Raw genomic sequence first — 26,752 nt, 5'->3', positions numbered from 1 at the left:
GACGGTCTTCCGGCTACGTACAGCCAAACTTGTTGGAGGGCGGTAGCCGTGAAGAGACCGGCAGGTTCCGAGCATCCGACAGCGAACAGGAGCGCTAAGTCGCGGCGGGGAGAATCCCCATCGCGCGCTTAAATGCTATCCCGCGAGTTTCCATTACCCCTGCCGAAACCTCAAAGCGCATTTGCTTTCCGTCCATCGCATACTGTCGCGTGGCAGCATCGCCCGGCATGATCTCTTGGATGTCGGCGGCATAGCGCCATTCCACATCGCCGGGGATGCGGTAGAGACAGTACACCATCAGGAAGAGGGTGCCTGATTGGGAGATTTCTCCTCGAAATTCGACGATCAGCTGCGTTGCTTCGGGTGCCTTTGGGAAGATGTTAGAGCGTGGATGATCTCGACGCGGCGAGAACTTCGAAAGCTCTCTTTGCGCGTTGGAAAGCGAAATCACATCGAATGATAGTATGCCATCCGCCCAGACTTCCAAGGCAGGTGAATTCCCAAAATTATCTATGGACACATCGCAGAAGACCGAGAGGTAATCACTTTCAACGTGCAGTCTGCCCGCTTCTTCTATTTCCATTCTCAGCCACGGGCGATTGGCTTCCTTGGCGGCATCGGCGGATCGCTTAGCTTCGACTGCGCCAGCCTTGGTGTATTCAGCGGCACGCTTGGCCCAGAACGCGGCAATGGCTGCTGCAATCAACGTGCCGAAACCGATGCATAGTCCGAATAGACCAAGCCAGACAGTCCAGAGCGTCCAATTCGCTGACGCCTGCGCAGCATCGGCGGCCTTCCATTGCGCGCACAAATCGCTGCGCCGGTCTTCGGTGGCGACAGCACAGCCGAGGTCGACCCCGTTTGCGTTCGATGGCGCAGGTGCAGTCGAATTGCCTAGCATGGCACGTGCTTGCTGTTCGGTTCGATGCGGTTCAGGCACGGCATGGGCAACGGTCGCGAATGCTAAGCCGAGAACGAATAGCATTGGGCCAGATAAATGGCGTCGAATCATGAATTTGGGCCGCTGCTGATTGTTATGAAACGGCTTTGTTTCGAAATTTCGGCGCGAAGTCTATTGGGAGCTAGGCGTTATTCACGCTTCGCGACGCCCACCTGACGGCCATTTGTTACTACTTTAGCGGTTGCGGAATTACCGCGTCACAGCGAGAAATGGTGTCTGATTACACGACAAACACGTGTTTTCGACGCGGCGGGCTGTAGGCATTCTGATCTGGCTGAGGAACGACCGGCATGGGCGCGTTGCCGACGTTACGAACGATGATCGCCATATCAACTCGAACTGACGAAATCGCTCGCCCCGCCCCTTCAATCCCTGCGCCACACCTTGTGCTTTTCCCGGCGCACGTCGAGGCCGCAATGGCGGCAGTTGCCGCTGAAACCGGCGCCATCCCATGTGACGTTCTCGCGCTCGGGATCGTGGCGATCCAGCAGGCACAGGATGGCCTGTGGGATTAAACGTACCATCGCGATTACTCCCTTCGAGAGTTTCCGACAGTCCGCCTGACATTCGGCAGTGCGGCGCAATGCTCTTCAGGCTCACCCTTCGCCCAAGAATGCCAGAGCCTTACGAGTCGCGCCACCGCATCGCTGCGCAGCGCGTCTCATGGATGGGGCGGTTGGCTGCATTCATCCATATGGATTACCCCAATGGATGAGCGGCCGTGCCGATATCGCGCCGCCCCTCACTCGCTCCCTCAGTTTCGGCGCCAGCGCGCCACGAAGAACCCGTCGAGGCCGCCCTCGCCCGCCAGCATCGCCGGATCGGTGCGCAGCCAGCCTTCGGCCGTCGGGGCCAGCCCCTCGGGCAGTTCCGCCGCGCCGATCGGGACCGGGGCGAGTGCCACTTTCCCGGCCTGCTCCTCGCCCTCTTCGGGTTCCAGTGAGCAGACCGCGTAGACCAGCGTGCCACCCGGCGCGAGCCATGCGGCGGCGCGTTCGAGCATGGCGGACTGGAGTTCCACCATCTCGCCGATCTGGCGCTCGCCGATGCGGTGGAGCACGTCGGGATGGCGGCGGCAGGTGCCGGTCGCGGTGCACGGCGCGTCGAGCAGGATGGCGTCGAAGCGCGTCTCGGTTTCCCAGGTCAGCGCGTCGGCTTGCACGATCTCGGCCTCAAGCCCGGTGCGCTTGAGATTGTCGCCCAGGCGCTCAAGGCGGCGCTTCGAGGAATCGAGCGCAGTCACCTGCCAGCCGGCAGCCGCCAGTTGCATCGTCTTGCCGCCGGGCGCGGCGCAGAGATCGAGCACTTTGCGCCCCTCACCCGCGCCGAGCAGCCGCGCGGGCAGGCTGGCGGCAAGGTCCTGCACCCACCAGGCGCCCTCGCGGAAGCCTTCGAGCAATTCGATGGCCGTGCCGCGCGGCAGGCGGACGTGGCCGGGCATGAGCGACTTGCCGCCCAGACGTTCGGCCCACTCGGCCGTCTCGTCCGCGTTGCGCAGGGCAAGGTCCAGCGGCGGCAGGTCGGTCAGCCCGGCGGCGATGGCGCCGATGCGGTCCCCCCAACGCTCGCCCCAGCGCTCGGTCACGTCCTCGGGAAGCGTGGGCACTTCGGGAAGCTTCGCCTCGGCCTTGGTCAGGGTGGAGAACACGCCGTGCGCAAGGCGGCGCGGGCCGCCCATCAGCAGCGGCAGACCGGTGGCGATCACGGCATGGGCCGGGGTCTCCAGCCGCAGCACCTGCACCAGCATGATCTCCAGCACGGCGCGCGCCTTGGCATCGTCGGCCAGCGGCAGGCGGGTGGCAGAATCGATCAACGCATCAAGGTCGGTGCGCCAGCGCAGCACCTCTCCGGCAATGGCGCGGGCGAGCGCCCGGTCGGCGTCGCCCCGCACCCGCGCGAGCGCAGTGCCCGCCGCCTGGTCGAGCGTTTCGCCCCGCCGCAGCACGGCATCGATAAGGTTGAGCGCGGCACGGCGCGCCGGAAGGCCGGGAATGTCCATTTGCGGCCCCTATAGCGGATTGCCTTTTTGCGCCAGTCACACCACATGGGCCGAATGACCGAACGCGCCACCAAACGTCCCGAAGGCTTCACCAAGCCCGCCCACTGGACGAACGAACCCGCGCCCCAGCCCTCGCCTGCCGAGGCAGCCAAGGCGGATGAGGAGGATCCGGACGGGATCTCCCCCACCCGTTATGGCGATTGGGTACGCAACGGGATCGCCGTCGATTTCTGAAGTGGGCTGAAAGCCGGACGGATTCCCGCGCGATTCTACCAGTCGCGCGCCATGGCGGGCAGCCGCTTTGCCAGAAAGTCGATCCACGCCCGCGTCTTGGCCGCCGGGCGGCGCGTGCGATGGGTGACTGCGTGAACCGCGCCAAGATCGATCAGTTCGGCGCCGAGGTCGAGTTCGACCAGCCGCCCCTCGGCAATCGCGCGGTCGACGAAGAAACGCGGGCCATAGACGAGGCCCATCCCCGCCATCGCCGCCTGCGCCAGAACCTGCCCGTTATTGGCATGAAGCGAGCCGCGCACCGCCACCGGGCGGCTGCCGTCGGCGCCGAAGCCCCAACGGGTTGTGCCGGTTTCCCCGCTCAGCGTGTAGCCGAGGCAGTCGTGGCCGGGCAGGTCGTCGATCGATAACGGCGTGCCGCGCCGCGCAAGGTAGGACGGCGCGGCGCAGATCGCCATCCGCACGGGCGCGAGCTTGCGGGCGACGAGATTGCTGTCCGCCAGCCGGCCGATGCGCACGGCAACGTCCCAGCGCTCCTCCAGCAGGTCCACCACACGGTCGTTGAGGCCGAGTTCGATGGTCACTTGCGGATAGAGCGCGTGAAATTCGGTGACGAGTTCGGCCAGATAGGCGCTGCCGAAAGCGGCCGGTCCGGAGACGCGCAACAACCCCTCCACCGAGGCGGAGCGGGCGGTCGCCTTGGCATCCGCTTCCTCCAGTTCGGCCAATACCCGCTCGGCAGTATCGAGGTAGGCCGCCCCCGCCTCGGTGAGCGCGAGGCGGCGGGTGGTGCGGTTGACCAATGTCACGCCAAGGCGCTGTTCAAGGGCGTTCAGGTGCTTGGCCGCCATCGCCGGAGACATCGAAAGCTCGCGCGCGGCGGCGGAAAGCCCGCCGAGGCGGATGGCCCGCACGAAAACCTCGATGCCTTTCAGACGGTCCATTCGACACCCACGGTATAAAGTCATTCAACAAATGACGATATTATCACCTCAAGAGCAAAGGTCCACATAGGCTGGCGAAAGGACATATCCCGCCATGCCCACGACTTACGCACCGTCATTTCCCGAGACTTCCGCACGCTACGGCGCACTTGTCCTGCGCGTCGCACTCGGCGCGCTGTTCCTGGCGCATTGCGCGCTCAAGCTCTTCGTCTTCACGCCCGCCGGAACCGCCGCGTTCTTCGGCAGCCTCGGCCTTCCCCCCGCCCTCGCCTACCTGACCATGGCCGCCGAATTGCTGGGCGGACTGGCCCTCATCGCCGGTTTCAAGGCGCGCATCGTCGCGCTGGCCTTGATCCCGCTGCTGCTCGGCACGATCTTCACCGTGCACGGTGCCAACGGTTTCTTCTTCGATTCCAAGGGCGGCGGCTGGGAATATCCGGCCTTCTGGTCGATCGCCCTCCTTGTGCAGGCCCTGATCGGCGACGGCGCTTTCGCGCTCTCGCCGACGCGCCGCCATCTCTGAAAGGACCCTACCTCATGACCCGCCAACCCACCTTCTTCATCCCCCACGGCGGCGGCCCCTGCTTCTTCATGGACGACCCCAAGGGCAACTGGACGACGATGGCCGAATTCCTCGATTCGCTGCCCGCGCGCCTGCCGGAACCGCCCAAGGCCATCCTTGTCGTCTCGGGCCACTGGGAAACCGACGGCTTCGCCTTCACCGGCGCCGAGCACCCAACGCTGCTGTTCGATTACTACGGCTTCCCGCAGCACACCTATGAACTGCGCTTCGATGCCCCCGGCGCGCCGGGGCTGGCTGCGCGCGCGGCCGGACTGCTGCAAAGCGCGGGCTTCACCGCCGCCGTCGATCCGCAGCGTGGCTACGACCACGGCGTGTTCATCCCGCTCAAGGTCGCCTGGCCCAATGCCGATGTGCCGGTGGTGGAGATGTCGCTGGACCGCTCGCTCGATCCCGCCATGCACCTTGCCGCCGGCAAGGCGCTCGCTCCGCTGCGCGACGAAGGCGTGCTGATCCTGGGTTCGGGCATGAGCTTCCACAACATGCGCGGCTACGGCAACCCGCAAGCCACCGCGCCTTCGCAAGCCTTCGATCAATGGCTGGGCGCAGCGGCCACGGCCCCTGCGGAATCCCGCGCCGAGGCGCTCACGCACTGGGCCGAGGCTCCGGGCGGCCGCTTCTCCCACCCGCGCGAGGAGCACCTGCTGCCGCTGATGGTCGCGGCAGGCGCCTCCGAGGCGGCGGGCGAGACAGTCTGGTCCGATCTCGTACTCAGCACCGCGATTTCGGCCTATCGGTTCGATTGACGGACAGGGGCGGTACGGGCCGCCCCTTTCCCTATCTCAGTGCAGCAGTTCGCATCGGTTCCGCCCGCCGCGCTTGGCCGTGTAGAGCGGGCCATCGGCTGCGGCGATCCACTCCTCCACCGTGACGATCCTGTCGGTCAGTGGCGCGATGCCGATGCTGACAGTGACATGGATCACCCCGCCGCCCGGCAGCGGGATCGCCAGACCGGCCAGCCCCTCACGAAAACGCTCGACCGCGACCAGCGCATCCGAAGGTTCCGTTTCAGGCAGGAGCAAGGCGAATTCCTCTCCGCCAAGCCGCCCCAGCAAGTCCACCGGACGCGAGGAACCGACCACGCTCGCCACCATCTCGCGCAGCACGGCATCGCCGGCCGGATGGCCATATGTGTCGTTGACCGCCTTGAAGTGGTCGATATCGAGAAGCGCAAGGCAGCAGGGCCTGCCGTAGCGACGGAACCGCGCGATCTCCTGTCCGGCCTTCTCGATGAAGCCCCGACGAGTCAGCGCGCCGGTCAGCTGGTCGCGCTCGGCAATGCGGCGCAGCAACAGTTCGTTTGTCACGATCCGCGCGAAGTTGGAGAGCATCTCCACCTCGCTTGTCGTGAAGGTGCGCACCTTGTCGTCGATCGCGCAGAGCACGCCCACGTTGTAGCCCTCAGGGGTCAGCAGCGGCACGCCCGCATAGCTGCGCACATTGGGATCGCCGGTTACGTAAGGATTTTCGGCAAAGCGCGAATCGAGCCGTGCGTCGTTGACAAGCATGGGTTCCGACTGGCGGATCGCATAAGTGCAGAACGAGACGTTGCGCGGTGTCTCGCTCACGCCGAGCCCGCTGCGCGCCTTGAACCACTGGCGATCCTCGTCGATCAGGGTGACTGCCGCCATCGGCACACCCAGCACGGTGCGCACCAGCGCAACGATGTTCTCAAAAGGCTCCTCGGGGGGCGTATCGAGCACTTCAAGACTGCGCAGCGCCGCCAGCCGGCCCGGCTCGTCGTTCAATTTCACATCTTGCAACATCGCGCGGTCCCGACCCGACTCCACAGGGAACTCCGGCCCTAGGCAAAAACCCTAGCCCATGATTAAAATCCTGAAAACCTCCCGAATAACGAATGGCAGCCGCCGGGGTGATTTCGCCCGAAAGCGGGCGCGGATCGGGAAATCAGGGCAGGATTTCAATCGGCGTGCCATCGCCCACCGACTGCCACAAGGCTTCGATTTCCGCATCGGAGACGGCAATGCAGCCATCGGTCCAGTCGCCGCTTGCGCGCGTGGCGATGCCGCTCGGTTGGCCGTGAATCATGATCATGCCGCCCGGCGTGCGACCGCGCGCGGCGGCATAGGCGCTGTCATCCATGTTCGGATAGGAGATGTGGAGCGCGAGGTGATAGGCGCTGTCCGGGTTGCCCCAGTCGATCTCGTAACGTCCCTCGGGCGTGCGCCCGTCGCCTTCGAAGTGCTTGGGGCCCAGCGGCTGGCCGCCTAGCTGGACATGCTCGATAACGCGGACGATCCGCCCGCCGGACCACAATTCCATGCGCCGGTCGGACTTGATGACGCGGATCAGGTCGATCGGCGCCAACTCAGCGGAAGGTTGTTCGGAAGGTGGCCCGGCATGGGCGCTGCCGATGCCGAGCAAAAACAAAAGCGGCGCGAGTGGTAGCCCGCGCCGCATTGCCATCAATCCAGGAAAGGATCGCGCACGAGGATGGTGTCCTCGCGCTCGGGGCTGGTCGAAACCAGCGCCACCGGGGTCTCGATCAGTTCCTGCACGCGCTGGATGTACTTGATCGCCTGAGCGGGCAGATCGGCCCACGAGCGGGCACCGGCAGTGGTACCCTGCCAGCCGTCCATTTCCTCGTAGATCGGCTCGACATTGGCCTGATCGGCGGCGTGGCTGGGGAAGTAGTCCAGCACTTTGCCGTGCAGGCGATAGCCGGTGCAGATCTTCACGTTCTCGAAGCCGTCGAGCACGTCGAGCTTGGTCAGCGCAATGCCGGTCACGCCCGAGATTGCGCAGGACTGGCGCGTCAGCACGGCATCGAACCAGCCGCAGCGGCGCTTGCGGCCGGTGACGGTGCCGAATTCATGGCCACGTTCGCCAAGGCGCTGGCCGGTCTCGTCCTCCAGCTCGGTCGGGAACGGGCCCGAGCCGACGCGGGTGGTGTAGGCCTTGACGATGCCCAGCACGAAGCCGGTGGCCGAGGGGCCGAGGCCCGAACCCGAAGCCGCCGTGCCCGAAACCGTGTTCGAGCTGGTGACGAAGGGATAGGTACCGTGATCGACGTCGAGCAGCACGCCCTGCGCGCCTTCGAACAGGATGCGCGCGCCGGCCTTGCGGACCTTGTTCAGGCGCTTCCACACCGGCTGCGAGAACTGGAGCACGAAGGGCGCGATCTCGCGCAGTTCGTTGATGAGCGCCTCGCGGTCGACCGGCGGCTGGCCGAAGCCGGCGCGCAGCGCGTCGTGGTGGGCGCAGAGGCGATCAAGCTGCGAATCGAGCGCGTCGAGGTGCGCCAGATCGCAGACGCGGATGGCGCGGCGGCCGACCTTGTCTTCGTAAGCCGGGCCGATGCCGCGGCCGGTGGTGCCGATCTTGCCCGAACCGGCAGCCGTCTCGCGCAGACCGTCGAGGTCGCGGTGAAGCGGCAGGATCAGCGGGCAATTGTCCGCGATCGCGAAGTTCTCGGGATTGATCTCCACGCCCTGCCCGCGCAGCTTCTCGACCTCGGACTTGAGGTGCCAGGGATCGAGCACGACGCCGTTGCCGATGATCGACAGCGTGCCGGTGACGATGCCCGAAGGCAGGAGGCTAAGCTTGTAGACCTGCTCGCCGACGACGAGCGTGTGGCCGGCATTGTGGCCGCCCTGGAAACGGACGACGGCGTCGGCGCGGCTTGCCAGCCAGTCGACGATCTTGCCCTTGCCCTCATCGCCCCACTGGGCGCCGATCACGGTTACATTGGCCATGGATATACTCCTCCACCCTGCCACGGTGGATCCAATAACGCCCTTCGACAGGACTCGGCGATATGGATTTTCATGGGACGGAAGCGCCCCGGCTTTTCGTGCGCGCCCTAGTGGCAAGGCGCATGGCTAGTCAAGTCCGCGCTCAGACCAGTGGTCAGGTGAGCGCGACCGCCTCGCCGCCTTCCAGCCGGTGCGAGCAACCGAGCGCAATCGGATCGTCGCTGTCCGACAGGGCAGCCACCGTCACCCAGCCCACCGCGCGCTGGCGCGCGGCAAGCGCCGCATCGTGGCCCATCGGCAGGAACAGGCGCTGCGGCGCCTCGGCCTTGGCAGCCAGCAGGTCCACCAGCGTATCGGGATAGAGCGAGAAGCCGGTCGCCGATTCGGGATGATGGCCGGTCTGGCCGAGAATGCGATAGGTGCCGCCACGGCCAAGGCCGCCGGCAATGCCCTCGGCATAGATCGTGAAGCCGAACCAGGACTGGTATTCAAAGCCATGACGTTCCGAGGGGTCCAGCGTGATCCGCGCCTTGCCGGAAACGCGCGCGGCGATCTCGCGCAGACCGGCGATACGGCTGGCCAGAGCGCCGCCGGCATCGAAGGCGGCAAGACGCTCGATCGCGCTCTCGAACGGACCGACGGCGTAGAGCAGCGGCAGATATGCCTCGCCGCCCACATCCACCAGGCCGCCCGCATCCTTGGCGTCCAGCATCTGGCGCACCGCCTCGATATTGGCGGCGGGCAGCGGCAGGGCTTCGGCCGCCAGCGTGTCGACCAGATCGGGCAACGTGAAGTCGACCGAGATGCCGGTGGCTCCGGCGGCGGTCAGCGTCTCGATGGCGAGTTCGACGATCTCGGCAGCGGCGGCGACCGAATCGGTACCAATCAGCTCGGCGCCAAGCTGAAGCCGCTCGCGGCGCGGATCGAGCCCGTCGCCCTTGATGGTGCAGACTTGCCCCGAATAGGACAGGCGCAGCGGGCGCGGCGCTTCGGCAAGGCCGGTGGCGGCGATGCGCGCGATCTGCGCGGTCATGTCCGAACGCAGCGCCAGCAGGCGCAGCGAGATCGGATCGACGAAGCGGAACATCCGCCGCACCTGCACGCCCGCCATGCGATGCGCGAGCGCCTTCTCGAACTCGATAAAGGGCGTTTCGACCCGCTCATAGCCGTGGCTCGACAGCACGTCGTGCGCGGCACGGCGCACGGTCTGCGAGGCCCAGGCCTGCTGCGGGAGACGGTCGCCCAGTCCTTCGGGCAAGAGATCGCGGTCGTTGTCCTGCATAGCGAGGGCGCCCTTAGCCGGAAGGAAGGGCAATGTCGAATGCGCGCTGCGATTGTGGCGCGAACAAGAATGCCTGCGACAATTTGCGTGAAATTTTCTGTCAACAATCGCGGTGCATCGCGGTATCTCACAGCCCGTCGTCTGGCGGGACGAACGTTCGAATTGATAGCCCATTCCCTGCGGGGGCCGGATCGTCAGGCGTGAGCGCGGCTCCCAAGCGGGGCCTGCCCGCCTTGCGCCCTGTCCCGGCGAACACCGGTCGAGGTCGATGCGCAAGATTTCCCTGATCCTCCTGCCCCTGCTGCTGTTGCAGACTCCTGCCCACGCCCAGATGGGCGGCGACATGGGAGGCATGGGTGGAATGGGCGGCATGGGCGGCGGAATGGGAGGCGAAGGCGGCGGCGGCGGCGGTGGTCGGCACCACGGCGGCATGGGCGGTGAAGGCCATGGCGGCGGTGGCGGCGGCGGTCCGCCGCACATGCCCAAGCCCATCTCGCGCGAGCACTACAACAAAATAGTCACCGCGATGTTCAAGGAGGCCGACACCGACCGCAACGGTCTGGTGACACTCGACGAATTCCACAACTATATCAACGCGCGCCGCGAAGCCGCGATCAAGGCCCGCTTCACCAAGGTCGACACGAACGGCGACGGGAACATCTCGATGGCGGAATTCACGGCCTGGCAAAAGCAGATGGGCTCGGTGGCCAGCAACGAGAACGGCGCTTTCGGCGAAGGCAGAGACCAGATCGCCGATGCGATCATGCCCGATTTCGGCAAGGACGATGACGACCGCATGCTGGCGGGCCTTATCGAGCCGATCACGGGGACCGTCATCGCCAAGGCCAACACGAATTACGATGCGGGCGTCTCGCTGGATGAGCTTCTGGCCTATGAAGGCGCGAAGTTCGATGCGGCGGACACCGATCATGACGGCTTCTTGTCGATGCAGGAACTGCATCCCCGTGGTCCGCGCGGTGGGCCGGGTGGTATGCCTCCGCGTGGCGGGATGCCGCCGCGGGATGAGGCCGGGCCGGTTGCGTCTTCTGCGGCGGCTCAGCAGTAGGGATTGTCGCGGCTTTTGGGGTTGAGGACGGCGAGCTGGTCCTGATCTGATGACGGATGCCGGCCTTGCGCCCCGTCTCCGGGGCCTTCGACAAGCTCAGGCTGAGCGGGTTGGGGGCTTATTGGGAACGATCTGACAGGCCGGGTGCACGGGCATGCAGGCGTGGGCAACGCGCGGCAATTGTTCGAGCCTGGCGCCGGAATTGCGCGAACAAGACCCGCGATTGTGAAAGTTTAACCCAATCCCGCTCAGCCTGAGCTTGTCGAAGGCCTGCCACCCACGCCAGAACATCGCGCATGGCCTTCCACGCCTACATCCTACGCTGCCGCGACGGCTCTTACTATGTCGGCCATACGGACGACCTTGAGCACCGCGTTGCCCAACACCAGACGGGCGCACTCGGCGGATACACCGCGACGCGACGGCCGCTAGCGCTCATCTGGGCGGATTCATTCCAGACGCGCGAAGACGCCTTTGCCGTTGAGCGCAAGCTCAAGGGTTGGAGCCGCGCGAAGAAGGAAGCCATGATGGCCGGAGACTGGGTGCTGGTAAGCGAATTGGCGCGGTGTCGGTCCGCAGTCTGACGTGGTGTGTGGTCTCGACACCCTTCGACAAGCTCAGGGTGAGCGGGGATTGGTAGGCGAAGCGGCACGCGTGAGGAAGCGGCCGGGGTAAATGCGCACCGGTCGAGTGAGCACGCAATATCTCCATCGTTCCCGCGCGAGGCTTACCCCCACCCCGATCATCCTGAGCCTGTCGAAGGATGCCAACCCACCGCCCTCCCCAAAACCGAAAAGAGGCCGACATCCGAAGATGCCGACCCCTTCCGTTGAGAGCTCTTTGAAAGCTGGATCAGACGAACTTGAGCGCCTTCACCGTCTTCACGCCCGGAAGCGCCGTGGCGCCCTTGAGGACGTCCTCCGGAACCGCGCTGTCGACCGAGAGCAGCAGCACCGCTTCGCCACCGGCATCGCGGCGACCGAGGTTGAAGGTGCCGATGTTGATCGCGTTCTCGCCCAGCAGAGTGCCGATGCGGCCGATGAAGCCCGGGGCGTCTTCGTTGACGATGTACATCATGTCGCCGGCCAGTTCGGCTTCGACCTTGATGCCGAACAGTTCGACCAGACGCGGCTCAACGTTGTTGAACAGCGTGCCTGCCACCGAACGCTCGCCCGCTTCGGTCTTCACCGAGACGCGGATCAGCGTGTGGTAATCGCCTTCGCGCTCGGTCTTCACTTCGCGCACTTCAAGGCCGCGTTCCTTGGCGAGGAACGGCGCGTTGACCATGTTCACGGTGTCCGACTGGACGCGCATGAAACCGGCCAGAACGGCGGCGGTGATCGGCTTCTGGTTCAGCTCGGCAGCCGCGCCCTCGACATGGATCGAGATGCGGGGAACCGAATCGCGGGTCAGCTGGCCGACCATCGAACCCAGCATTTCTGCCAGCTTCATGTAGGGCTTCAGCTTCGGCGCTTCCTCGGCCGAGAGCGAAGGCATGTTCAGCGCGTTGGTGACGCCGCCGTTGACCAGGAAGTCAGCCAGCTGCTCGGCAACCTGAAGCGCCACGTTCACCTGTGCTTCGGTCGTCGAGGCGCCGAGGTGCGGGGTGCAGATGAAGTTCGGCGTGCCGAACAGCGGCGAGTCCTTGGCGGGCTCGGTCTGGAACACGTCGAGCGCGGCACCGGCGACGTGGCCGTTGTCGAGCATGGTCTTCAGCGCGGCTTCGTCGATCAGGCCGCCACGCGCGCAGTTGACGATGCGCACGCCCTTCTTGGTCTTGGCCAGGTTCTCGGCCGAGAGGATGTTGCGGGTCTGGTCGGTCAGCGGCGTGTGCAGCGTGATGAAGTCCGCCTTCTCGAGCAGGGTCTCGAGATCGGCCTTCTCCACGCCCATTTCGACAGCGCGTTCGGGGGTGAGGAACGGGTCGAACGCAACGACCTTCATCTTCAGACCCAGCGCGCGGCTGGCGACGATCGAGCCGATGTTGCCGGCACCGATCAGGCCGAGCGTCTTGCCGGTGACTTCAACGCCCATGAAGCCGTTCTTCGGCCACAGGCCCTGCTGGGTCTGGGCGTTGGCTTCCGGGATCTGGCGGGCCAGAGCGAAGATCATGGCGATGGCGTGTTCGGCAGTGGTGATCGAGTTGCCGAACGGGGTGTTCATCACGACGACGCCCTGGGCCGAAGCGGCCGGGATATCGACGTTGTCGACGCCGATACCGGCGCGGCCGATCACCTTCAGGTTCTTCGCGGCGGCGAGGATTTCCTTGGTGACCTTGGTCGACGAACGGATCGCGAGGCCGTCATAATCGCCGATGCGGGCGATCAGCTGCTCGGGCGTTTCGCCGGTGATGACGTCTACGTCGCAGCCACGGATCTCGAAGATACGGGCGGCGTTGGGGTCCATCTTGTCCGAAATGAGGACGCGGGGCTTGGTCATGTTGAATTCTCTTTCGCTACAACGTCCGCTCGGGCTGAGCCTATGGAAGCCTTAGCCTCTCGAAGCCCTTCGCCCGCGCGGTCCGGTTGCCAGTGCCCTTCGACAAGCTCAGGGCGAGCGGGAATGGTGTTTAGCCGGCCTTGACGGTGGCGTAGGCCCAGTCGAGCCACGGTCCCAGCGCCTCGATGTCGGCCGTGTCTACGGTCGCGCCGCACCAGATGCGCAGGCCCGGAGGGGCATCGCGATATCCGGCGACGTCGTAAGCCGCGCCCTCCTTTTCGAGCAGGCCGGCAAACTTCTTGATGAAGTCGGCATCGGCACCCTCGACGGAGAGGCAGACCGAGGTCTTGGAGCGCGTGCCGCTATCGACCGCGAGGTGCGAAAGCCAGTCACGCTCGGCAACGATCTTGTCCAGCGCGTGGGCATTGGCGTTCGAACGGGCCTTCAGCCCTTCGAGACCGCCCAGACCCTTGGCCCATTCCAGAGCGAAGATGGCGTCCTCGACGGCAAGCATCGAGGGGGTGTTGATGGTTTCGCCCTTGAACACGCCCTCTGCCAGCTTGCCCTTCGACACAAGGCGGAACACCTTGGGAAGCGGCCAGCTGGGGGTGTAGTTCTCAAGACGCTCGACCGCGCGGGGGCCGAGGATCAGCACGCCGTGGCCGCCCTCGCCGCCCAGAACCTTCTGCCAGGAGAAGGTGGCAACGTCGATCTTGGACCAGTCGATGTCGTAGGCGAAAACCGCCGAAGTGGCGTCTGCGAAGGACAGGCCTTCACGGTCTGCCGGGATCCAGTTGGCATCCGGAACGCGCACGCCCGAAGTGGTGCCGTTCCAGGTGAAGAGCACGTCGTCGGACCAGTCGATCTTGTCGAGGTCGGGCAGCTGGCCGTAGTCGGCGCGGAACACGGTGGGTTCCAGCTTGAGCTGCTTGACGGCGTCGGTAACCCAGCCCTCACCGAAGCTTTCCCAGGCCAGCGCGGTCACGCCGCGGGCGCCGAGCATGGTCCACATGGCCATCTCGAAGGCGCCGGTGTCCGAACCGGGGACGATACCGATGCGATGCGTGTCGGGCAGCTGCAGAACTTCGCGCATCAGATCGATGCAGTACGCAAGGCGCGTCTTGCCGATCTTGGCGCGGTGCGAGCGGCCGAGAGCTTCGGTGTTCAGTTTTTCGGGGGCATATCCGGGCGGCTTGGCGCAAGGACCGGAAGAGAAGTGCGGACGCGCAGGTTTGCGCGCGGGAACGCTAATAATATCAGTCATTTCTGACTCTCCTTACAGAGAGCTCGCGCGGCGTTGGGACCGCGTGGCCCGGAGCCGCGTCTAAAGACAGCAGGAAATTTGTCAAACGATTCTCCGGCCGATTGCGCCAGATCGTTACGCCGGGGCGATCCCGCGCGAATTTCCGCCACTCAAGGGCTGCAATGGCCGGTGGAAAACTCGACTCCCCCGATACCAGAGGCATCCATCGCAAGGCTAATCTGGGGTTCACCAAAGGATCGGATATTAGGCGGGACCATGAAAGCCCTCCCAAAACTGATACTTACGCTGCCGCTGATCACCGTGATCGCCGGCTGCGTCGGCTCGTCCGACCAGCCGGAGCGGCGTGGATCGCGCCCCCAACAGACGTCGCTGCCGGCTACGCCGATGCCCTCCCCCGAAGCGCGGCAGTGCATGGCCATGCTGGGCAGCCAGCACGCGGTGTTCTCGCCGGTGACGGATCGCTATTACGGCAGCGGCTGTTCGACGGTGGGCACGGTGAAGCTTTCCGCGCTCAACACCGATAGCTCGACCGTCACCGTGACCAACCTCGGCCCGGTAACCTGCACGACGGCAACGCCTTTCGCCGCATGGGCCCGCTTCGGCGTGGACCGGGCGGCGCAGCAAATTCTGGGCAGCCGGATCATCAGCATCGAGACGTACGGCAGCTATAACTGCCGCAACATCGCCGGAACCGCGCGCCGTTCGGGCCATGCCACCGCCAATGCCATCGACGTATCGGGATTCGTGCTGGCTGACGGCCGCCGCGTCACCGTGCTGGAAGACTGGAACGGCGGCACCCCTGCCGAGCGCCGCTTCCTGCGCGTTGTGCATGACAGCGCCTGCAAGCGCTTCGGCACGACGCTGGGGCCGGACTATAACGCGGCCCACGCCAATCACTTCCATCTGGAAGGCGATGGCAAGAGTTTCTGCCGTTAAGCCGGACTGTCGGGCTGGTTGTCCGGATGGGCGGCGGCAAACGCCGGGACATCGGAGCAGGCATTGTCGATGCGCACAAGGCCGGGATAGGGCGACAGGTCCAGATCGAAACGCCGCGCGTTGTAGAACTGCGGCACCAGCACGCATTCGAACAGCCCCGGCGCATCGAACAGGAAGTCCCCTGCCCCGCGCTGCGCGAGGCGCGCTTCGAGTCCCTCCAGCGTACGGGCCAGCCAGTGGCGGTACCACGTGTCCACCTCGTCCTGCGAATGGCCGAGATCGTGCTTGAGATAGCGCAGCACCGGCAGGTTGAGCGGAGCATGCAGTTCGGTCGCCACCGCCATGGCCAGTTCGCGCGCGGCAAACCGGTCCTCGACATCGCGGGGGAGCAGCGGACGATCCGGAAACCGCTCGTCGAGCCATTCCAGAATCGCCATCGACTGCGCATAGGTGCGCCCGTCGACCTCCAGCAGGGGAACACCGCCGAAGGGGTTCAGACGGCGATATTCCCCGGAGCGCTGCTCCGCGCTGAGCAGGTTCACGGGAACCTGCCCGTATTCCAGGCCCTTGAGATTGAGGGCGATACGCAGGCGATAGCTGGTGGAACTGCGCCAATAGCCGTGAAGGCGCATTCCCTGCCCCACTACCTCAGGATTCCGCCGCGATCTTCTCGTGCAGCCACGCGGCGTGGCGCGGGGCTTTGCGCGTGCGCGACCACTCTTCCAGCATGTCGTCGGCCACCGACTTGAGGTTCGCCATCTGGTCAGCCGTGCCGAATTGCCATGCCAGTTCGAGGCGGTGGCCGTTGGGGTCGAAGAAGTAGATCGATTTGAACACGCCGTGATGCGTCGGCCCGATCACATCGAGCCCGCGCGCCTTTACCCGCGCCTTGGCGGCGAGCAGGCCTTCCTCGCTATCCACCTTGAAGGCGATGTGCTGCACCCATGCGGGCGTTGCCTCGTCGCGGCCCATCTCGGGGGAATTGGGCAGCTCGAAGAAGGCCAGTACATTGCCCCCGCCGCAATCGAGGAAGACGTGCATGTACGGATCGGGCGCGCCGGTGGAGGGCACCTGATCTTCCGCGATGGCCAGCATGAAATCCATGCCGAGCACGTCGCGGTAGAAATCCACCGTCTCCTTGGCGTCGCGGCAGCGGTAGGCCACGTGGTGAACGCCGCCGAGCTTGGGGGCCACTTCAGACATCTCTATTCTCCCGTATTCCCGAGGTGGTGTGCCGCTCGTGCTTCGACAAGCCGGCATGATCCTTCCGCAGGTCGAGGGTGATCCTTCGACAAGCTCAGGATGGGCGGAGGGAGGCTTATTCCCTCTTTTTCTCCGCCCTTTCTCTTCCACCCCAATAAACCAAAACCCGCTCACCCTGAGCCTGTCGAAGGGTCATGCGCGACCTTCCGACACAACAACTTACTCCGCCGGTTCCTCAACCTTCAGCACGCCGCGCCGGATCTGATCCCGCTCCATGCTTTCGAACAGCGCCTTGAAGTTCCCGTTCCCGAAACCGTCGTCGCCCTTGCGCTGGATGAATTCGAAGAACACCGGCCCGACACGCGCCTCGGCGAAGATCTGGAGCAGCAGGCGCGGCTGCCCGCCGTCCGTCGTCCCATCGAGCAGGATACCGCGCATCTTGAGCTGGTCCGCAGGCTCGCCGTGGTTCGGCAGACGCTCGTCGAGCATCTCGTAATAAGTTTCCGGCGGCGCCGTCATGAACGGCACGCCCAGCGCCTTGAGCTTGTCCCATGCCGCGATCAGATCGTCGCAGATCAGCGCGATGTGCTGGATCCCCTCGCCATTGAAAGCGCGCAGGAACTCGTCGATCTGGCCCTTTCCGCCCTCGGCCTCTTCGTTGAGCGGGATGCGGATCTTGCCGTCCGGGGCGGTGAGCGCCTTGGAGGTGAGGCCGGTATATTCGCCCTTGATGTCGAAGAAGCGGATCTCGCGGAAGTTGAACAGCTTCTCGTAGTAATCCGCCCAATAGGCCATGCGGCCGCCGTAGACGTTGTGGGTCAGGTGATCGATCAGGTCGAAGCCCGCGCCCACCGGATGGCGATCGACGCCCGGCAGGTACTCGAAGTCGATGTCGTAGATGGTGAGCGCACCGTCACCGTCCCGCTCATAACGGTCGATCAGGTAGATGATCGAATTGCCGATGCCGCGAATGCCGGGAAGGTGCAATTCCATCGGGCCGGTCGCGACCTGAATCGGCTCGGCCGAGCGCGCGAGCAGTTCCTCGTAAGCCTTGCGCGCATCCTTCACGCGGAAACCCATGCCGCAGGCCGAGGGGCCGTGCTCGCGGCTGAAGAACCAGGCCGGGCTCTGCGGCTCATAATTGGTGATGAAGTTGATCTGGCCTTGCCGCCACAGCTCCACGTCCTTCGAACGGTGACGCGCGACTTTGGTGAAGCCCATCGTCTCGAACACCGGTTCGAGAATGCCCTTTTCCGGTGCCGAGAATTCGACGAACTCGAACCCGTCGAGGCCGATGGGGTTTTCGAACAGGTCGGTCATGCGATCGTTTCTCCGAAGGGGATTTCGCCGGTGAGCAAGGTTCCGGCGGGGATCGGCGCCTCATGGCGCCAGCGTTCGTAGACCGGGCCGAAATCCAGCCCGACAAGGTCCTCGATCAGTTGGGGCAGACTTTCGAGAACGAAATAGCCCTTCTGGAAGCTGTCGATCGTATAGCCCGTGCGCATCACCCGCACCGGATCGAACGGCAGGCGCAGGACCTCGCGGTCTTCCAGCGAGAACTGCGTCTCGCCCGAGGAGGAGATGATTCCCGCCCCGAACACGCGCAGTCCCTCGGTCTCGCGGACGAGGCCGAATTCGATGGTGTACCAGTAGATCCGCGCCAGCATCGGCAGCGCGTCCATCGCCATGGCCCGCGCCCCGGCCTTGCCGTAGAGTTCGAGGAAATCGGCGATAGTGGGATCGAGCAGCATCGGCACGTGGCCGAAGAAATCGTGGAACACGTCGGGCTCGACCAGATAGTCCAGCTCATGCTCCTCGCGCAGCCAGCGGGTGACCGGGAAGCGGCGGTGGGCGAGATGGTCGAAGAACACCGCGTCGGGAATGAAACCGGGCACGCCGACGAGTTGCCAGCCGGTCGCCGGGCCCAGCACGGCATTGGCATCCTCGAAACGCGGGATGCCGTCGGCACAGTCCAGCCGGGCCAGACCTTCGCGGAATGCCGCGCAGGCGTGGGTCTCGACAAGCGCCGACTGGCGCGCGTGGAGGCGGCGCCAGCGGTCGTGCATTTCGGGGGTATAGGCGTGCCAGTGCTGGCCGACCGTGTAGTCGTCAGCCGCGCCTTCGTACTCTCCGCGAAGGCCGCTTGTGGTTGTCTCGGTGCACGGCGTCTTCATGTCCGGCGAGGATAACACAAGCATGGCAAGAGATGCGTGCGATTGCACCCGCCATTCGAGGTGGTATTGGTGACTTCAACCAAAAATAGCGCCACAGACAGGTGATTCATGCAGCTCGACGAATTCGATCGCAAGATCATCGCATCGCTTCAGGAAGACGCGCGCATGCCTGTCGCCCAGGTGGCCGAACGCGCCGCGCTCTCCGCCACGCCGGTCAGCCGCCGCATCAAGCGGCTGGAGGACGAAGGCGTGATCCGAGGCTATGCGCCGGTGCTGGACTTGCGCAAGCTGGGTTTCGAGCTGGAGGCCTATGTGCTCATCAACCTCAACGCCCATGTCGACGAGATCATCCGCCGTTTCGAACAGGCGATCCGCGAGCACCCCTACGTGATCGCATGCAATGCAGTGACGGGGGACATGGACTATCTCGTCCACGTCGTGGCGCGCAATGTGGACCATCTTTCGCAGATCACGCTGAAAACACTGCTGCGCATTCCCGGCGTGCGCGACGTGAAGTCGATCATCGTGCTGGAGGCGGTCAAGGAAGCGCGGGCGCTGCCATTGGAATGAAGCAGAATTCGCGGAATGCAGGGCCGCATGCGGTCTATTCACTTGCGCGAATGAAAGCACATTCATAGCCGGATCCACACCACGCGAGCCCGCCACCGATGCCCCAGATCGACATCCAGCATTTTCCTGCTCCGCTGCGCTGGTCCTTGCTGATCGCGCTTTCCGTGCTGGCTGCGGCCGTGTTGGAGATGATGGGGCTGCCCGCCGGGCAGTTGCTGGGGCCGATGCTGGTGGCGATCGTGTTCGCGCTGATCGGTTCGCCGCTGTCCACGCCTCCGGTCATGTTCAGTGCCTCTCAGGCGCTGATCGGGTGCCTTATCGCCTCCTCGCTGGGGCCGGACATGCTGCCGCAGGTTCTGCGGGAATGGCCGATCTTCGTATTTGTCTCGGTCGCCACGCTGGTCGTTGCCTTCGGGACCGGGCTGCTGCTGGCCCGGCTGAAGATCCTGCCCGGCGCGGTGGCGATCTGGGGTTCGGCACCGGGACTGGCCACGGCCATGGTGCTGATGGCCCGCGATTATGGCGAGGATTACCGACTCGTCGCCTTCATGACCTATTTGCGCGTGCTGATGGTGGCCATCGGCGCCTCGACGCTGGCAATGGTCTTCGCGACCGGCAGCGGCCACACCGCCGATGTCCGGCCGGACTGGCTGGCGCCGGTCAATCTTGCCGGTCTGGCGATGACGCTGGCGGTGGCGGCAGTCGGCGCCGTGGGCGGCAGACTGGTGCGCCTGCCCGCGCCCAACATGCTCGGCCCGATGATCGTGGGCACCGTGCTGCAAATGTCGGGACTGATGGCCGGCTTCGAGCTGCCGCGCCTGCTTCTGGCGACGGCCTATGTGATCGTCGGCTGGGGCATCGGCATGCGCTTCACCCGCGAAACCGTGGACCGCGCTCGCAAGGCCTTTCCCGCCGTGATCATCTCGATCGCGGCGATGATGACGGCGTGTTTCCTGCTTGGGCTGCTGCTCACCCGGATCGCCCATGTCAGCATCGCCACCGCCTATCTCGCGACGAGCCCGGGCGGGATGGACTCGATTGCCATTATCGCCGCCAACTCGCCGGTGGACATGGGCTTCGTGATGGCCATGCAGACGATGCGGATGTTCGCGATCCTGCTGCTGGGGCCGACGATTGCGCGCACCGTGGCGCGCCGGGTGGCGCCGCCGCAGGATTGAAAGGCCAGGCTTCCGCCAGAACACCACACCCCGCTCATCCTGAGCTTGTCGAAGGATGCCTGACGGAGAGGAGCCACGCCGATAGCATGACACCCCTCCGTCAGCGCTACGCGCTGTCACCTCCCCTTGCAGGGGAGGAGTTTACCGCCTCACCTGCCCAACAGGTTACGCGCCTGACTGGCGATCTGTGCCAGCATTGCCGGGGTCAGCGGCACGGTATTCTCCGCGCGGTGCACCATGCCCCGGAACGTGCGGATCGCCGCGGTGTGCGTACGCCCCCATTCCTCCGCAGCGGCGGCAGGATCGGCCCTGCCGGTTTCGGTGCGCGCCAGCGTCTTGAGGAAGTCCAGCCGCATCTGCTGGAAGTCCCGTGCAAGGCCCGCGACCAGCAAGCGCTCCCACGGATCGGACGGGTTCATCGTCGCCGCGTTCGACTGCGCCCAGTCGAGCCCCAGCCCCGCGCCCACGCGCGAGAAGGCCCCGACAAGCCGGCGCGGGTCTAGCCCGGTTTCCGCCGCGAGATCGGCAATCCCGACAGCACCATCAAGGTCGTAGAGATTGGCGACCATCGCCGCCTCTTCCTCGGGCGCGCCGAGTTCCAGCAGACCCCGGCGCAACTTCTGCGAATGCTGCGCCACGCGTTCGCCCAGCAGTTCCTCGATATCGACCGACAGCGCCGCTACCTGCCCGCCGATCCGCGCGATCACTTCGGAAGGCGCGCTGCGTCCGGCACCCGCACGCAGCAGGTCGGCCATGTGGCTGCGCACCGCACCCGCCGCCTTGTCGAACAGGGCAAGGCGCGCGTTCTCGCTCATCGGCGCGTTTTCGAGCCAATCCCACAGCGTGTCGAGATCGAACAGTTGCACGGCCAGCGCGAAGGCGGCCGCGACTTGCGCCAGTTCCGCGCCTTCCTCTTCGGCCAGTTCGAAGGGATGGACGATGCCAAGCCGGTTGACGATGCGGTTCGCCAGCTTGGTGGCAATGATCTGCGGCGCCAGCCGGTGGCCCTCGATGCAGCCGGCAAAGCGCGCCTGCATCGGCTGCGGGAACGAGGCGAGCAGCAACGGCTGAAGGCTGGGATCGGCGGCAAGGTCGCTCTTCTCGATGGCGTCCTGCAGGACCAGCTTGCCGCTGGAGAGCAGCACGGCCAGTTCGGGCCGGGTCAACCCTCGCCCGTCCTGTGCCCGCCGGGCAAGCGCCTCGTTGTCGGCAAGGCCTTCGGTCCGGCGATCCAGATTGCCGCCCTCTTCCAACGTCTCGATCAAGCGGACCTGTGCCGGAATGGCCGCCGCGCCCCCACGTTCGGCAATCGAAAGCGCCAGAGCCTGAAGGCGGTTGTCCTCCAGCACCAGTTCGGCAACCTCGTCGGTCATCTGGCGCAGCAGTTCGACGCGGCCTTCCTCGGTCAGCTTGTCGGCGCGCTTGGCGGCGGCAAGCGCGATCTTGATGTTGACCTCGTTGTCCGAGCAGTCGACGCCCGCCGAATTGTCGATGAAGTCGGCATTGATACGCCCGCCACGCGCGGCGAACTCAATACGCGCGGCCTGCGTGACGCCCAGATTGGCGCCCTCGCCGATCACCCGCACGCGCAGTTCGTTTGCACTGACACGCAGCGAATCGTTGGTGGGATCGCCCACCTGCACGTTGTTCTCGCTTGACGCCTTCACATACGTGCCGATGCCGCCGAACCACAGCAGGTCAACCGGCGCTCCGAGAATGGCGGAAATCAGCGAGTCCGGATCGATCTCGCTGGCTTCGATGCCCAGCACGGCCCGCACTTCGGGCGTGAGCGGGATCGACTTGGACTTGCGCGAGAATACCCCGCCGCCCTTGGAAATCAGCGCCTTGTCGTAATCGTCCCAGCTCGAATGCGGCAGGTCGAACATGCGCTTGCGCTCGGCCCAGCTCTTGCCCGCATCGGGATCGGGATCGAGGAAGATGTGGCGGTGGTCGAAGGCCGCCACCAGCTTCAGCGCCTGCGACAGCAGCATGCCGTTGCCGAACACGTCGCCCGACATGTCCCCGCAGCCGACCACGCGCACTGGATCGCTCTGCACGTCCACGCCCATTTCTAGGAAGTGGCGCTGGACGGAGAGCCATGCGCCCTTCGCCGTGATGCCCATCGCTTTGTGGTCGTAGCCATTCGAACCGCCGCTGGCGAAAGCATCGTCGAGCCAGAAATCGTGGGATTCGGCAATGCCGTTGGCAACGTCAGAGAACTTGGCGGTGCCCTTGTCGGCGGCGACCACGAAGTACGGATCCTCGCCGTCAAGGATCACCACGTCGTGCGGATGGACGACCGAAGTGCCGACGATGTTGTCGGTGATCGAGAGCAGCGTGGCGATGAAGATCTCGTAGCTCGCCTGCCCCTCGGCCGCCCAGCCGTTGCGGTCCAGCGCGGGATCGGGAAGCTGCTTGGGATAGAAGCCGCCCTTGGCGCCGGTCGGCACGATCACCGCGTTCTTCACGCGCTGCGCCTTCATCAGGCCAAGGATTTCGGTGCGATAGTCGTCGCGGCGGTCGGACCAGCGCAACCCGCCGCGCGCAACCGGGCCGGCGCGCAAGTGGATGCCCTCAACCCGGCGCGAATAGACGAAGATCTCGCGCCACGGCAGCGGCTTGGGCAGGCCGGGCACCTGGGCGGAATCGAACTTGAACGCGAGTGCCAACTGGCCCGCCGGCGCGAAGGCATTGGTGCGCAGCATGGCGCTCACAAGGTCGCGATAGGCGCGCAGCAGGCGGTCGTCGTTGATCGCGCTGACCCCGGCCAGACCGGCACGGATGGCGTCCTGCGCAGCGGCCCGAGCGACGGCGCGGTCTCCGGCGAAGGCCGGATCGTGGATCGCGCGGAACAGGTCGATCAGGCCCAGCGTCACTTGCGGCGCGGTCTGCAAGGCATCGACCACCGTGGTAATGCCGAAGTTGGAGCCCGCCTGACGCAGATAGCGATACCAGGCGCGCAGCCAGTTCGCCTCGCGCTTGGAGAGGCCAAGGCAGGGAACGAGGCGGTTGAACGGATCGTCCTCTCCAAGCCCGTTGAGCACGCCGCCCAGCGCATCCTCGATCATCGCCGAGAGCGCCAGCACCTGATGGGCTTCGCGCCCGGCGGGCAACGCCAGCGTGAAATCGTGGATCGTGCCGATCCGGCCCTTCTCCAGCGGCGTCGGCATTTCCGAGATCACGCGGAAGCCGAAGTTTTCCAGCGCGGGCACGGCGTCGGAGAGTTGGAGGCTGCCCTCAGCCTGATAGATCTTGAGCCGGAGATTCCCGTCGCCGTCGCCCTCATGCGCATAGAGGCGCACATCGCGGTGGCCCTGGAAGCGCTCGCCCTCGGCCGCTTCGCCGATGACGATGCGGCGCATGTGAGCGATGTCGATTGCGGCTTCGGCGGGGCCGTAGTCGCTGCGATAGGCGAGCGGGAAGGCATCGGCATAGCGCGCGGCAATCGCAGCGGCACGGGCCGGTTCCAGCGTCTGGCTCAGCGCGGCCTCCACCGCCTCGCCCCAGCCGCGCAGCATGACTTGCAGGCGGTTGTCGAGCGCGGCCTCGTCCAGTTCCTGCGCGCCGTCGCGAATGTCGAGCGTGTAGCGCATCATCACCAGATTGCCGGCTTCGACCGTCAGCGCCCAATCGAGCGTCGGCGCCTGTGCGGCCTCTTCGATCAGTGTCTGGATACGCTTGCGCATCTGCGTGGAAAGCGTGTCGCGAGTGATCCACACGAAGGCGAAAAGATGGCGCGAGAGCGGCGCGCTGGTGACGATCAGGCGCGGGCGCGGACGGTCGACAAGGCCGCCCATCGTCGTTGCCAGCCGCTCGACGTCATCCTCGGCAAGCCCGAGCACGAGGTCATGCGGCAGGCTGGTGAGCGCATGGGCCAGCGCCTTGCCGGTGTGCCCATTGGGATCGAGCCCGAGTTTGGAACCGAGCCCTGCCAGCAGCGTGCGTAGGCGCGGCACCCGGTCGGGCGTGGCGGCAAGCGAGGCGCTCGTCCAGATCCCGGCGTGGACCGAAAGCGCGGAAACCTTGCCGTCCTCGATCACCGGCACCAGGAACAGGTCCATCGGCACGCGGCGGTGGACGGTCGCGATGCGGTTGGCCTTGATGACCATCGGCGCGCGCACGTCGTTGTCGGCAAGCTGGCGGTCGAAATCCTCGAACGCGCGCTGGTAGCTGGCTTCGGACAGCAAGTCGGGCTGGCCCCGGCGGCAGACGCCGAGCAGGTCGGAATCGGTGCCATCGCGGCGGTGCGTCACATGGCCGAGCTGGGTCAGCATGCCGCCCGCGAACCAGCGCAGCAGCTCGGCGCCTTCGGCATCGCTCACCTGCACGGAATCGGCGGTCATCGTCGCCACCATCTGCGGCCAGTCGGTGACCGCAGCGCGCACGTCTTCCAGCGTTTCCGCAAGCTGACGATGGAGTTCGCCGCGCTGGCGGGCATCGACGCGCTCGGTCTCGATATAGATCATCGATTCGCGCGAAAAGCCTTCGATTCCGGGCTCGGGCAGCGCGATCAGGCTGCCCTCCTCGTCACGCTCGACCAGCACCACCGGGTGGGCAAGACGGTCGATCACCAGCCCCGCGTCGGCAATCGCGGAGGCGACCGAGTCGACCAGGAACGGCATGTCGTCGTTGATGAGCGCGATGCGTAAATAGCGTCGATCGTCGCTGGTGGAGGCCAGTTCGATCACCGCCGTGCCGGGCTTGCGCCGGGCGGCGGTGGCCAGAAGGACGCCTGCGGCGCCGTCGATCCATTCCAGATCCTGTTCCGCAGCCTCGATAGGCAGCAGCGAGTCGCGAATGCGCGAGACGATCGCCGCTTGAAGCGCCGCTCCCCCCGGTCCTTCGTCCGACCGGGCTTTTGCTGCGACCTTCACTCCGTCTGCGCTCATGACTCACTCCCGCAATCCAAAAGGCTTGCAGCGCTTGCGCCCGATGAGGCGCGCAGCGCCTGCCTTCGACAATATAGGGCCGGTCATGAGTTCCGGCATCCACCTTCCTTCCGGAATTTCCTCCGGAGAAAGGTCGAGCCATTTCAACGATGCAATGCACCATCGCGCGCCACGGACGACCGGCTCGAGCCCGTGAACGTGACTCAGGGTTGTAACGAGGTTTCGTTGACGCGCAACAATCGTTTAACGAGACGAAATTGCATAATTTGCACTGCGGGGCATTTGGCCGCCCTCTGAATACGGTTTCGGCGGATTAGAGCCTTCCTGCGCCAACCACCAGCGCCCCCATCGGCCCGGCATCGTCGCCCAGTACCGGCGGAACGCAGATCCGCGTCAGGGCCTCGGGCGTGCAGTCGCGCAAGTAACCGCCGAGCAGGTCCGGCATCCGCGCAATCGCGGCGGGCAGGAGATGCGGCTGCCGGTTGGAGACGCCGCCGCCCACCACGATCCGCTGAGCCGAAAGTGTCAGCAGCAACATGGCGAGCAGTTCCGCAAGGTCGCGAGCGACGGGATCCCACGCCGGATCGCCGGGCGCCACCGTGGCCGGATGGCGGCCGAAGCGCGCCGCCAGCGCCGGGCCGCTGAGCAACCCCTCGATGCAGTCACCGTGGAACGGGCAGGCTCCGGCGAAATGGTCGCCCGCCGCGCGGCGCAGGCGCACGTGGCCGACTTCGGGGTGCATGAGGCCGTGCACCGCCGCCCCGTTCACCACCACGCCGACGCCAACGCCCGTACCGACAGTGATATAGGCCGAAGTCGGGCAGTCGCGCGCCGCGCCGAAGCGGTGCTCTGCCAGCGCAGCAGCGTTGACGTCGGTATCGAGGCCAAGCGGGAGGTCCAGCGCCGCCGCCAGCGTACCGGCAACATCCGCCCCGGCCCAGCCGGGCTTGGGCGTATCGAGCATGATCCCGAAATCGGCCGCCGTCCGTTCAACACGGATCGGCCCGAAACTGGCCACGCCGATGGCGTCCATCGGCGCCGAGTCCCGCCAACCACGGATCGTCGCGATGGCCCGCGAGAGCGTTTCCTCCGGCGTGGTGGTCGGGAATTCCTCACGCGCCGCAATGGCGCCGGGACGTCCGCGCACGACCACGGTCTTGGTACCGCCCAGTTCGATGCCCGCAATGCTGTTCATGCCCGCGTCCCTGCCACTCGCTCGCCCCTGCCGCAAGCGTGCGTGCCCCCCTGAAACGGCGCGGGTGCCGATGCCGGGTTGCGGAGCCGGCATGTCGATTTCGTTCCATCGGCGCCGCCGAAGAC

General features: G+C 65.6%; 24 protein-coding genes. 8 read left to right on the top strand and 16 right to left on the bottom strand.

Annotated features, from left to right (window positions below; translation table 11 throughout):
- Positions 1 to 94: 94 nt before the first annotated feature.
- The 3 genes from EDF56_RS16930 to EDF56_RS16925 form a co-directional block, all read right to left on the bottom strand.
- Positions 95 to 1,012 (bottom strand): hypothetical protein, encoded by a 918-nt coding sequence (locus EDF56_RS16930; protein WP_132389482.1) that lies wholly within the window; start codon positions 1,010 to 1,012, stop codon positions 95 to 97.
- A 314-nt stretch (positions 1,013 to 1,326) separates the two neighbouring features.
- Positions 1,327 to 1,485: a hypothetical protein gene (locus tag EDF56_RS25980; protein WP_165912223.1), complete on the bottom strand. Its 159-nt coding sequence runs from the start codon at positions 1,483 to 1,485 to the stop codon at positions 1,327 to 1,329.
- A gap of 230 nt (positions 1,486 to 1,715) precedes the next feature.
- Positions 1,716 to 2,960, bottom strand: coding sequence for an RsmB/NOP family class I SAM-dependent RNA methyltransferase (locus EDF56_RS16925; protein ID WP_132389480.1), 1,245 nt, complete (start codon positions 2,958 to 2,960; stop codon positions 1,716 to 1,718).
- A gap of 54 nt (positions 2,961 to 3,014) precedes the next feature.
- Here EDF56_RS16925 and EDF56_RS16920 point away from each other — a divergent pair, with 54 nt between their 5' ends.
- Positions 3,015 to 3,194: a DUF1674 domain-containing protein gene (locus tag EDF56_RS16920; RefSeq protein ID WP_132389478.1), complete on the top strand. Its 180-nt coding sequence runs from the start codon at positions 3,015 to 3,017 to the stop codon at positions 3,192 to 3,194.
- A gap of 35 nt (positions 3,195 to 3,229) precedes the next feature.
- Here the strand turns inward: EDF56_RS16920 and EDF56_RS16915 are convergent, their stop codons facing one another.
- A complete protein-coding gene (locus EDF56_RS16915) occupies positions 3,230 to 4,135 on the bottom strand; it encodes a LysR family transcriptional regulator (RefSeq protein ID WP_132389476.1) in 906 nt (301 codons plus the stop codon).
- A 94-nt stretch (positions 4,136 to 4,229) separates the two neighbouring features.
- On the opposite strand from EDF56_RS16915, the gene EDF56_RS16910 reads away from it, so the two are divergent.
- Positions 4,230 to 4,658 carry a DoxX family protein gene (locus tag EDF56_RS16910; protein WP_132389474.1) on the top strand — a complete coding sequence of 143 codons (429 nt, stop codon included), beginning with the start codon at positions 4,230 to 4,232 and terminating at the stop codon, positions 4,656 to 4,658.
- A 14-nt stretch (positions 4,659 to 4,672) separates the two neighbouring features.
- Positions 4,673 to 5,461 carry a class III extradiol ring-cleavage dioxygenase gene (locus EDF56_RS16905; RefSeq protein WP_132389472.1) on the top strand — a complete coding sequence of 263 codons (789 nt, stop codon included), beginning with the start codon at positions 4,673 to 4,675 and terminating at the stop codon, positions 5,459 to 5,461.
- 36 nt (positions 5,462 to 5,497) lie between these two features.
- On the opposite strand, the gene EDF56_RS16900 is transcribed toward EDF56_RS16905, so the two are convergent.
- The 4 genes from EDF56_RS16900 to EDF56_RS16885 form a co-directional block, all read right to left on the bottom strand.
- Positions 5,498 to 6,478, bottom strand: coding sequence for a sensor domain-containing diguanylate cyclase (locus tag EDF56_RS16900; protein ID WP_132389640.1), 981 nt, complete (start codon positions 6,476 to 6,478; stop codon positions 5,498 to 5,500).
- Positions 6,479 to 6,623: 145 nt separating this feature from the next.
- Entirely contained in the window at positions 6,624 to 7,043 is a 420-nt protein-coding gene (locus tag EDF56_RS16895; protein ID WP_347812990.1) for a L,D-transpeptidase family protein, read from the bottom strand.
- A gap of 98 nt (positions 7,044 to 7,141) precedes the next feature.
- Positions 7,142 to 8,431, bottom strand: coding sequence for an adenylosuccinate synthase (locus tag EDF56_RS16890; RefSeq protein ID WP_132389470.1), 1,290 nt, complete (start codon positions 8,429 to 8,431; stop codon positions 7,142 to 7,144).
- A gap of 154 nt (positions 8,432 to 8,585) precedes the next feature.
- Positions 8,586 to 9,713 (bottom strand): ATP phosphoribosyltransferase regulatory subunit, encoded by a 1,128-nt coding sequence (locus EDF56_RS16885; protein WP_132389468.1) that lies wholly within the window; start codon positions 9,711 to 9,713, stop codon positions 8,586 to 8,588.
- Between the two features lie 268 nt (positions 9,714 to 9,981).
- Here EDF56_RS16885 and EDF56_RS16880 point away from each other — a divergent pair, with 268 nt between their 5' ends.
- Both EDF56_RS16880 and EDF56_RS16875 read left to right on the top strand, forming a co-directional pair.
- Entirely contained in the window at positions 9,982 to 10,779 is a 798-nt protein-coding gene (locus EDF56_RS16880; RefSeq protein ID WP_132389466.1) for an EF-hand domain-containing protein, read from the top strand.
- 296 nt (positions 10,780 to 11,075) lie between these two features.
- Positions 11,076 to 11,363 carry a GIY-YIG nuclease family protein gene (locus EDF56_RS16875; protein ID WP_132389464.1) on the top strand — a complete coding sequence of 96 codons (288 nt, stop codon included), beginning with the start codon at positions 11,076 to 11,078 and terminating at the stop codon, positions 11,361 to 11,363.
- A gap of 268 nt (positions 11,364 to 11,631) precedes the next feature.
- Here EDF56_RS16875 and serA read toward each other — a convergent pair whose 3' ends face one another.
- Positions 11,632 to 13,218, bottom strand: coding sequence for a phosphoglycerate dehydrogenase (serA, locus tag EDF56_RS16870; RefSeq protein ID WP_132389462.1), 1,587 nt, complete (start codon positions 13,216 to 13,218; stop codon positions 11,632 to 11,634).
- Positions 13,219 to 13,348: 130 nt separating this feature from the next.
- Entirely contained in the window at positions 13,349 to 14,482 is a 1,134-nt protein-coding gene (locus tag EDF56_RS16865) for a phosphoserine transaminase (protein WP_132389460.1), read from the bottom strand.
- 255 nt (positions 14,483 to 14,737) lie between these two features.
- On the opposite strand from EDF56_RS16865, the gene EDF56_RS16860 reads away from it, so the two are divergent.
- Positions 14,738 to 15,418, top strand: a complete 681-nt coding sequence (locus EDF56_RS16860; protein WP_132389458.1) for an extensin family protein — start codon at positions 14,738 to 14,740, stop codon at positions 15,416 to 15,418.
- Here EDF56_RS16860 and maiA read toward each other — a convergent pair.
- The 4 genes from maiA to phhA form a co-directional block, all read right to left on the bottom strand.
- Entirely contained in the window at positions 15,415 to 16,050 is a 636-nt protein-coding gene (gene maiA, locus EDF56_RS16855; RefSeq protein ID WP_132389456.1) for a maleylacetoacetate isomerase, read from the bottom strand. The genes EDF56_RS16860 and maiA overlap by 4 nt on opposite strands.
- Positions 16,051 to 16,066: 16 nt before the next feature.
- Positions 16,067 to 16,621 carry a VOC family protein gene (locus tag EDF56_RS16850; protein WP_132389454.1) on the bottom strand — a complete coding sequence of 185 codons (555 nt, stop codon included), beginning with the start codon at positions 16,619 to 16,621 and terminating at the stop codon, positions 16,067 to 16,069.
- A 219-nt stretch (positions 16,622 to 16,840) separates the two neighbouring features.
- Positions 16,841 to 17,941, bottom strand: coding sequence for a 4-hydroxyphenylpyruvate dioxygenase (hppD, locus tag EDF56_RS16845; RefSeq protein ID WP_132389452.1), 1,101 nt, complete (start codon positions 17,939 to 17,941; stop codon positions 16,841 to 16,843).
- The gene (phhA, locus tag EDF56_RS16840) at positions 17,938 to 18,795 is read right to left on the bottom strand and encodes a phenylalanine 4-monooxygenase (protein ID WP_132389636.1); all 858 of its coding nucleotides are present in this window, start codon (positions 18,793 to 18,795) and stop codon (positions 17,938 to 17,940) included. The genes hppD and phhA overlap by 4 nt, the downstream gene beginning before the upstream one ends.
- A 108-nt stretch (positions 18,796 to 18,903) precedes the next feature.
- On the opposite strand from phhA, the gene EDF56_RS16835 reads away from it, so the two are divergent.
- Positions 18,904 to 19,365, top strand: coding sequence for an Lrp/AsnC family transcriptional regulator (locus tag EDF56_RS16835; RefSeq protein WP_132389450.1), 462 nt, complete (start codon positions 18,904 to 18,906; stop codon positions 19,363 to 19,365).
- 98 nt (positions 19,366 to 19,463) lie between these two features.
- Positions 19,464 to 20,543, top strand: coding sequence for an AbrB family transcriptional regulator (locus tag EDF56_RS16830; RefSeq protein WP_132389448.1), 1,080 nt, complete (start codon positions 19,464 to 19,466; stop codon positions 20,541 to 20,543).
- A 149-nt stretch (positions 20,544 to 20,692) separates the two neighbouring features.
- On the opposite strand, the gene EDF56_RS16825 is transcribed toward EDF56_RS16830, so the two are convergent.
- Together EDF56_RS16825 and EDF56_RS16820 are read right to left on the bottom strand one after the other, a co-directional pair.
- Positions 20,693 to 25,432 carry an NAD-glutamate dehydrogenase domain-containing protein gene (locus EDF56_RS16825; RefSeq protein ID WP_132389446.1) on the bottom strand — a complete coding sequence of 1,580 codons (4,740 nt, stop codon included), beginning with the start codon at positions 25,430 to 25,432 and terminating at the stop codon, positions 20,693 to 20,695.
- A 313-nt stretch (positions 25,433 to 25,745) separates the two neighbouring features.
- Complete coding sequence (locus EDF56_RS16820; RefSeq protein ID WP_132389444.1) at positions 25,746 to 26,627, bottom strand: ROK family protein; 882 nt, start codon at positions 26,625 to 26,627, stop codon at positions 25,746 to 25,748.
- Positions 26,628 to 26,752 lie beyond the last annotated feature (125 nt).

The sequence above is a fragment of the Novosphingobium sp. PhB165 genome (genome assembly GCF_004341845.1).
GTDB lineage: Bacteria > Pseudomonadota > Alphaproteobacteria > Sphingomonadales > Sphingomonadaceae > Novosphingobium.
Note: the sequence above shows the minus strand (reverse complement) of the source record. Positions and strands in the feature narration are given on the sequence as shown.

Bases quoted from the DNA above. Each gene is read 5' to 3' on its own strand.
- EDF56_RS16930 (WP_132389482.1), bottom strand. From the start codon at position 1,012: ATGATTCGACGCCATTTATCTGGCCCAATGCTATTCGTTCTCGGCTTA.
- EDF56_RS25980 (WP_165912223.1), bottom strand. From the start codon at position 1,485: ATGGTACGTTTAATCCCACAGGCCATCCTGTGCCTGCTGGATCGCCAC.
- EDF56_RS16925 (WP_132389480.1), bottom strand. From the start codon at position 2,960: ATGGACATTCCCGGCCTTCCGGCGCGCCGTGCCGCGCTCAACCTTATC.
- EDF56_RS16920 (WP_132389478.1), top strand. From the start codon at position 3,015: ATGACCGAACGCGCCACCAAACGTCCCGAAGGCTTCACCAAGCCCGCC.
- EDF56_RS16915 (WP_132389476.1), bottom strand. From the start codon at position 4,135: ATGGACCGTCTGAAAGGCATCGAGGTTTTCGTGCGGGCCATCCGCCTC.
- EDF56_RS16910 (WP_132389474.1), top strand. From the start codon at position 4,230: ATGCCCACGACTTACGCACCGTCATTTCCCGAGACTTCCGCACGCTAC.
- EDF56_RS16905 (WP_132389472.1), top strand. From the start codon at position 4,673: ATGACCCGCCAACCCACCTTCTTCATCCCCCACGGCGGCGGCCCCTGC.
- EDF56_RS16890 (WP_132389470.1), bottom strand. From the start codon at position 8,431: ATGGCCAATGTAACCGTGATCGGCGCCCAGTGGGGCGATGAGGGCAAG.
- EDF56_RS16885 (WP_132389468.1), bottom strand. From the start codon at position 9,713: ATGCAGGACAACGACCGCGATCTCTTGCCCGAAGGACTGGGCGACCGT.
- EDF56_RS16880 (WP_132389466.1), top strand. From the start codon at position 9,982: ATGCGCAAGATTTCCCTGATCCTCCTGCCCCTGCTGCTGTTGCAGACT.
- EDF56_RS16875 (WP_132389464.1), top strand. From the start codon at position 11,076: ATGGCCTTCCACGCCTACATCCTACGCTGCCGCGACGGCTCTTACTAT.
- serA (WP_132389462.1), bottom strand. From the start codon at position 13,218: ATGACCAAGCCCCGCGTCCTCATTTCGGACAAGATGGACCCCAACGCC.
- EDF56_RS16865 (WP_132389460.1), bottom strand. From the start codon at position 14,482: ATGACTGATATTATTAGCGTTCCCGCGCGCAAACCTGCGCGTCCGCAC.
- EDF56_RS16860 (WP_132389458.1), top strand. From the start codon at position 14,738: ATGAAAGCCCTCCCAAAACTGATACTTACGCTGCCGCTGATCACCGTG.
- maiA (WP_132389456.1), bottom strand. From the start codon at position 16,050: ATGCGCCTTCACGGCTATTGGCGCAGTTCCACCAGCTATCGCCTGCGT.
- EDF56_RS16850 (WP_132389454.1), bottom strand. From the start codon at position 16,621: ATGTCTGAAGTGGCCCCCAAGCTCGGCGGCGTTCACCACGTGGCCTAC.
- hppD (WP_132389452.1), bottom strand. From the start codon at position 17,941: ATGACCGACCTGTTCGAAAACCCCATCGGCCTCGACGGGTTCGAGTTC.
- phhA (WP_132389636.1), bottom strand. From the start codon at position 18,795: ATGAAGACGCCGTGCACCGAGACAACCACAAGCGGCCTTCGCGGAGAG.
- EDF56_RS16835 (WP_132389450.1), top strand. From the start codon at position 18,904: ATGCAGCTCGACGAATTCGATCGCAAGATCATCGCATCGCTTCAGGAA.
- EDF56_RS16830 (WP_132389448.1), top strand. From the start codon at position 19,464: ATGCCCCAGATCGACATCCAGCATTTTCCTGCTCCGCTGCGCTGGTCC.
- EDF56_RS16825 (WP_132389446.1), bottom strand. From the start codon at position 25,432: ATGAGCGCAGACGGAGTGAAGGTCGCAGCAAAAGCCCGGTCGGACGAA.
- EDF56_RS16820 (WP_132389444.1), bottom strand. From the start codon at position 26,627: ATGAACAGCATTGCGGGCATCGAACTGGGCGGTACCAAGACCGTGGTC.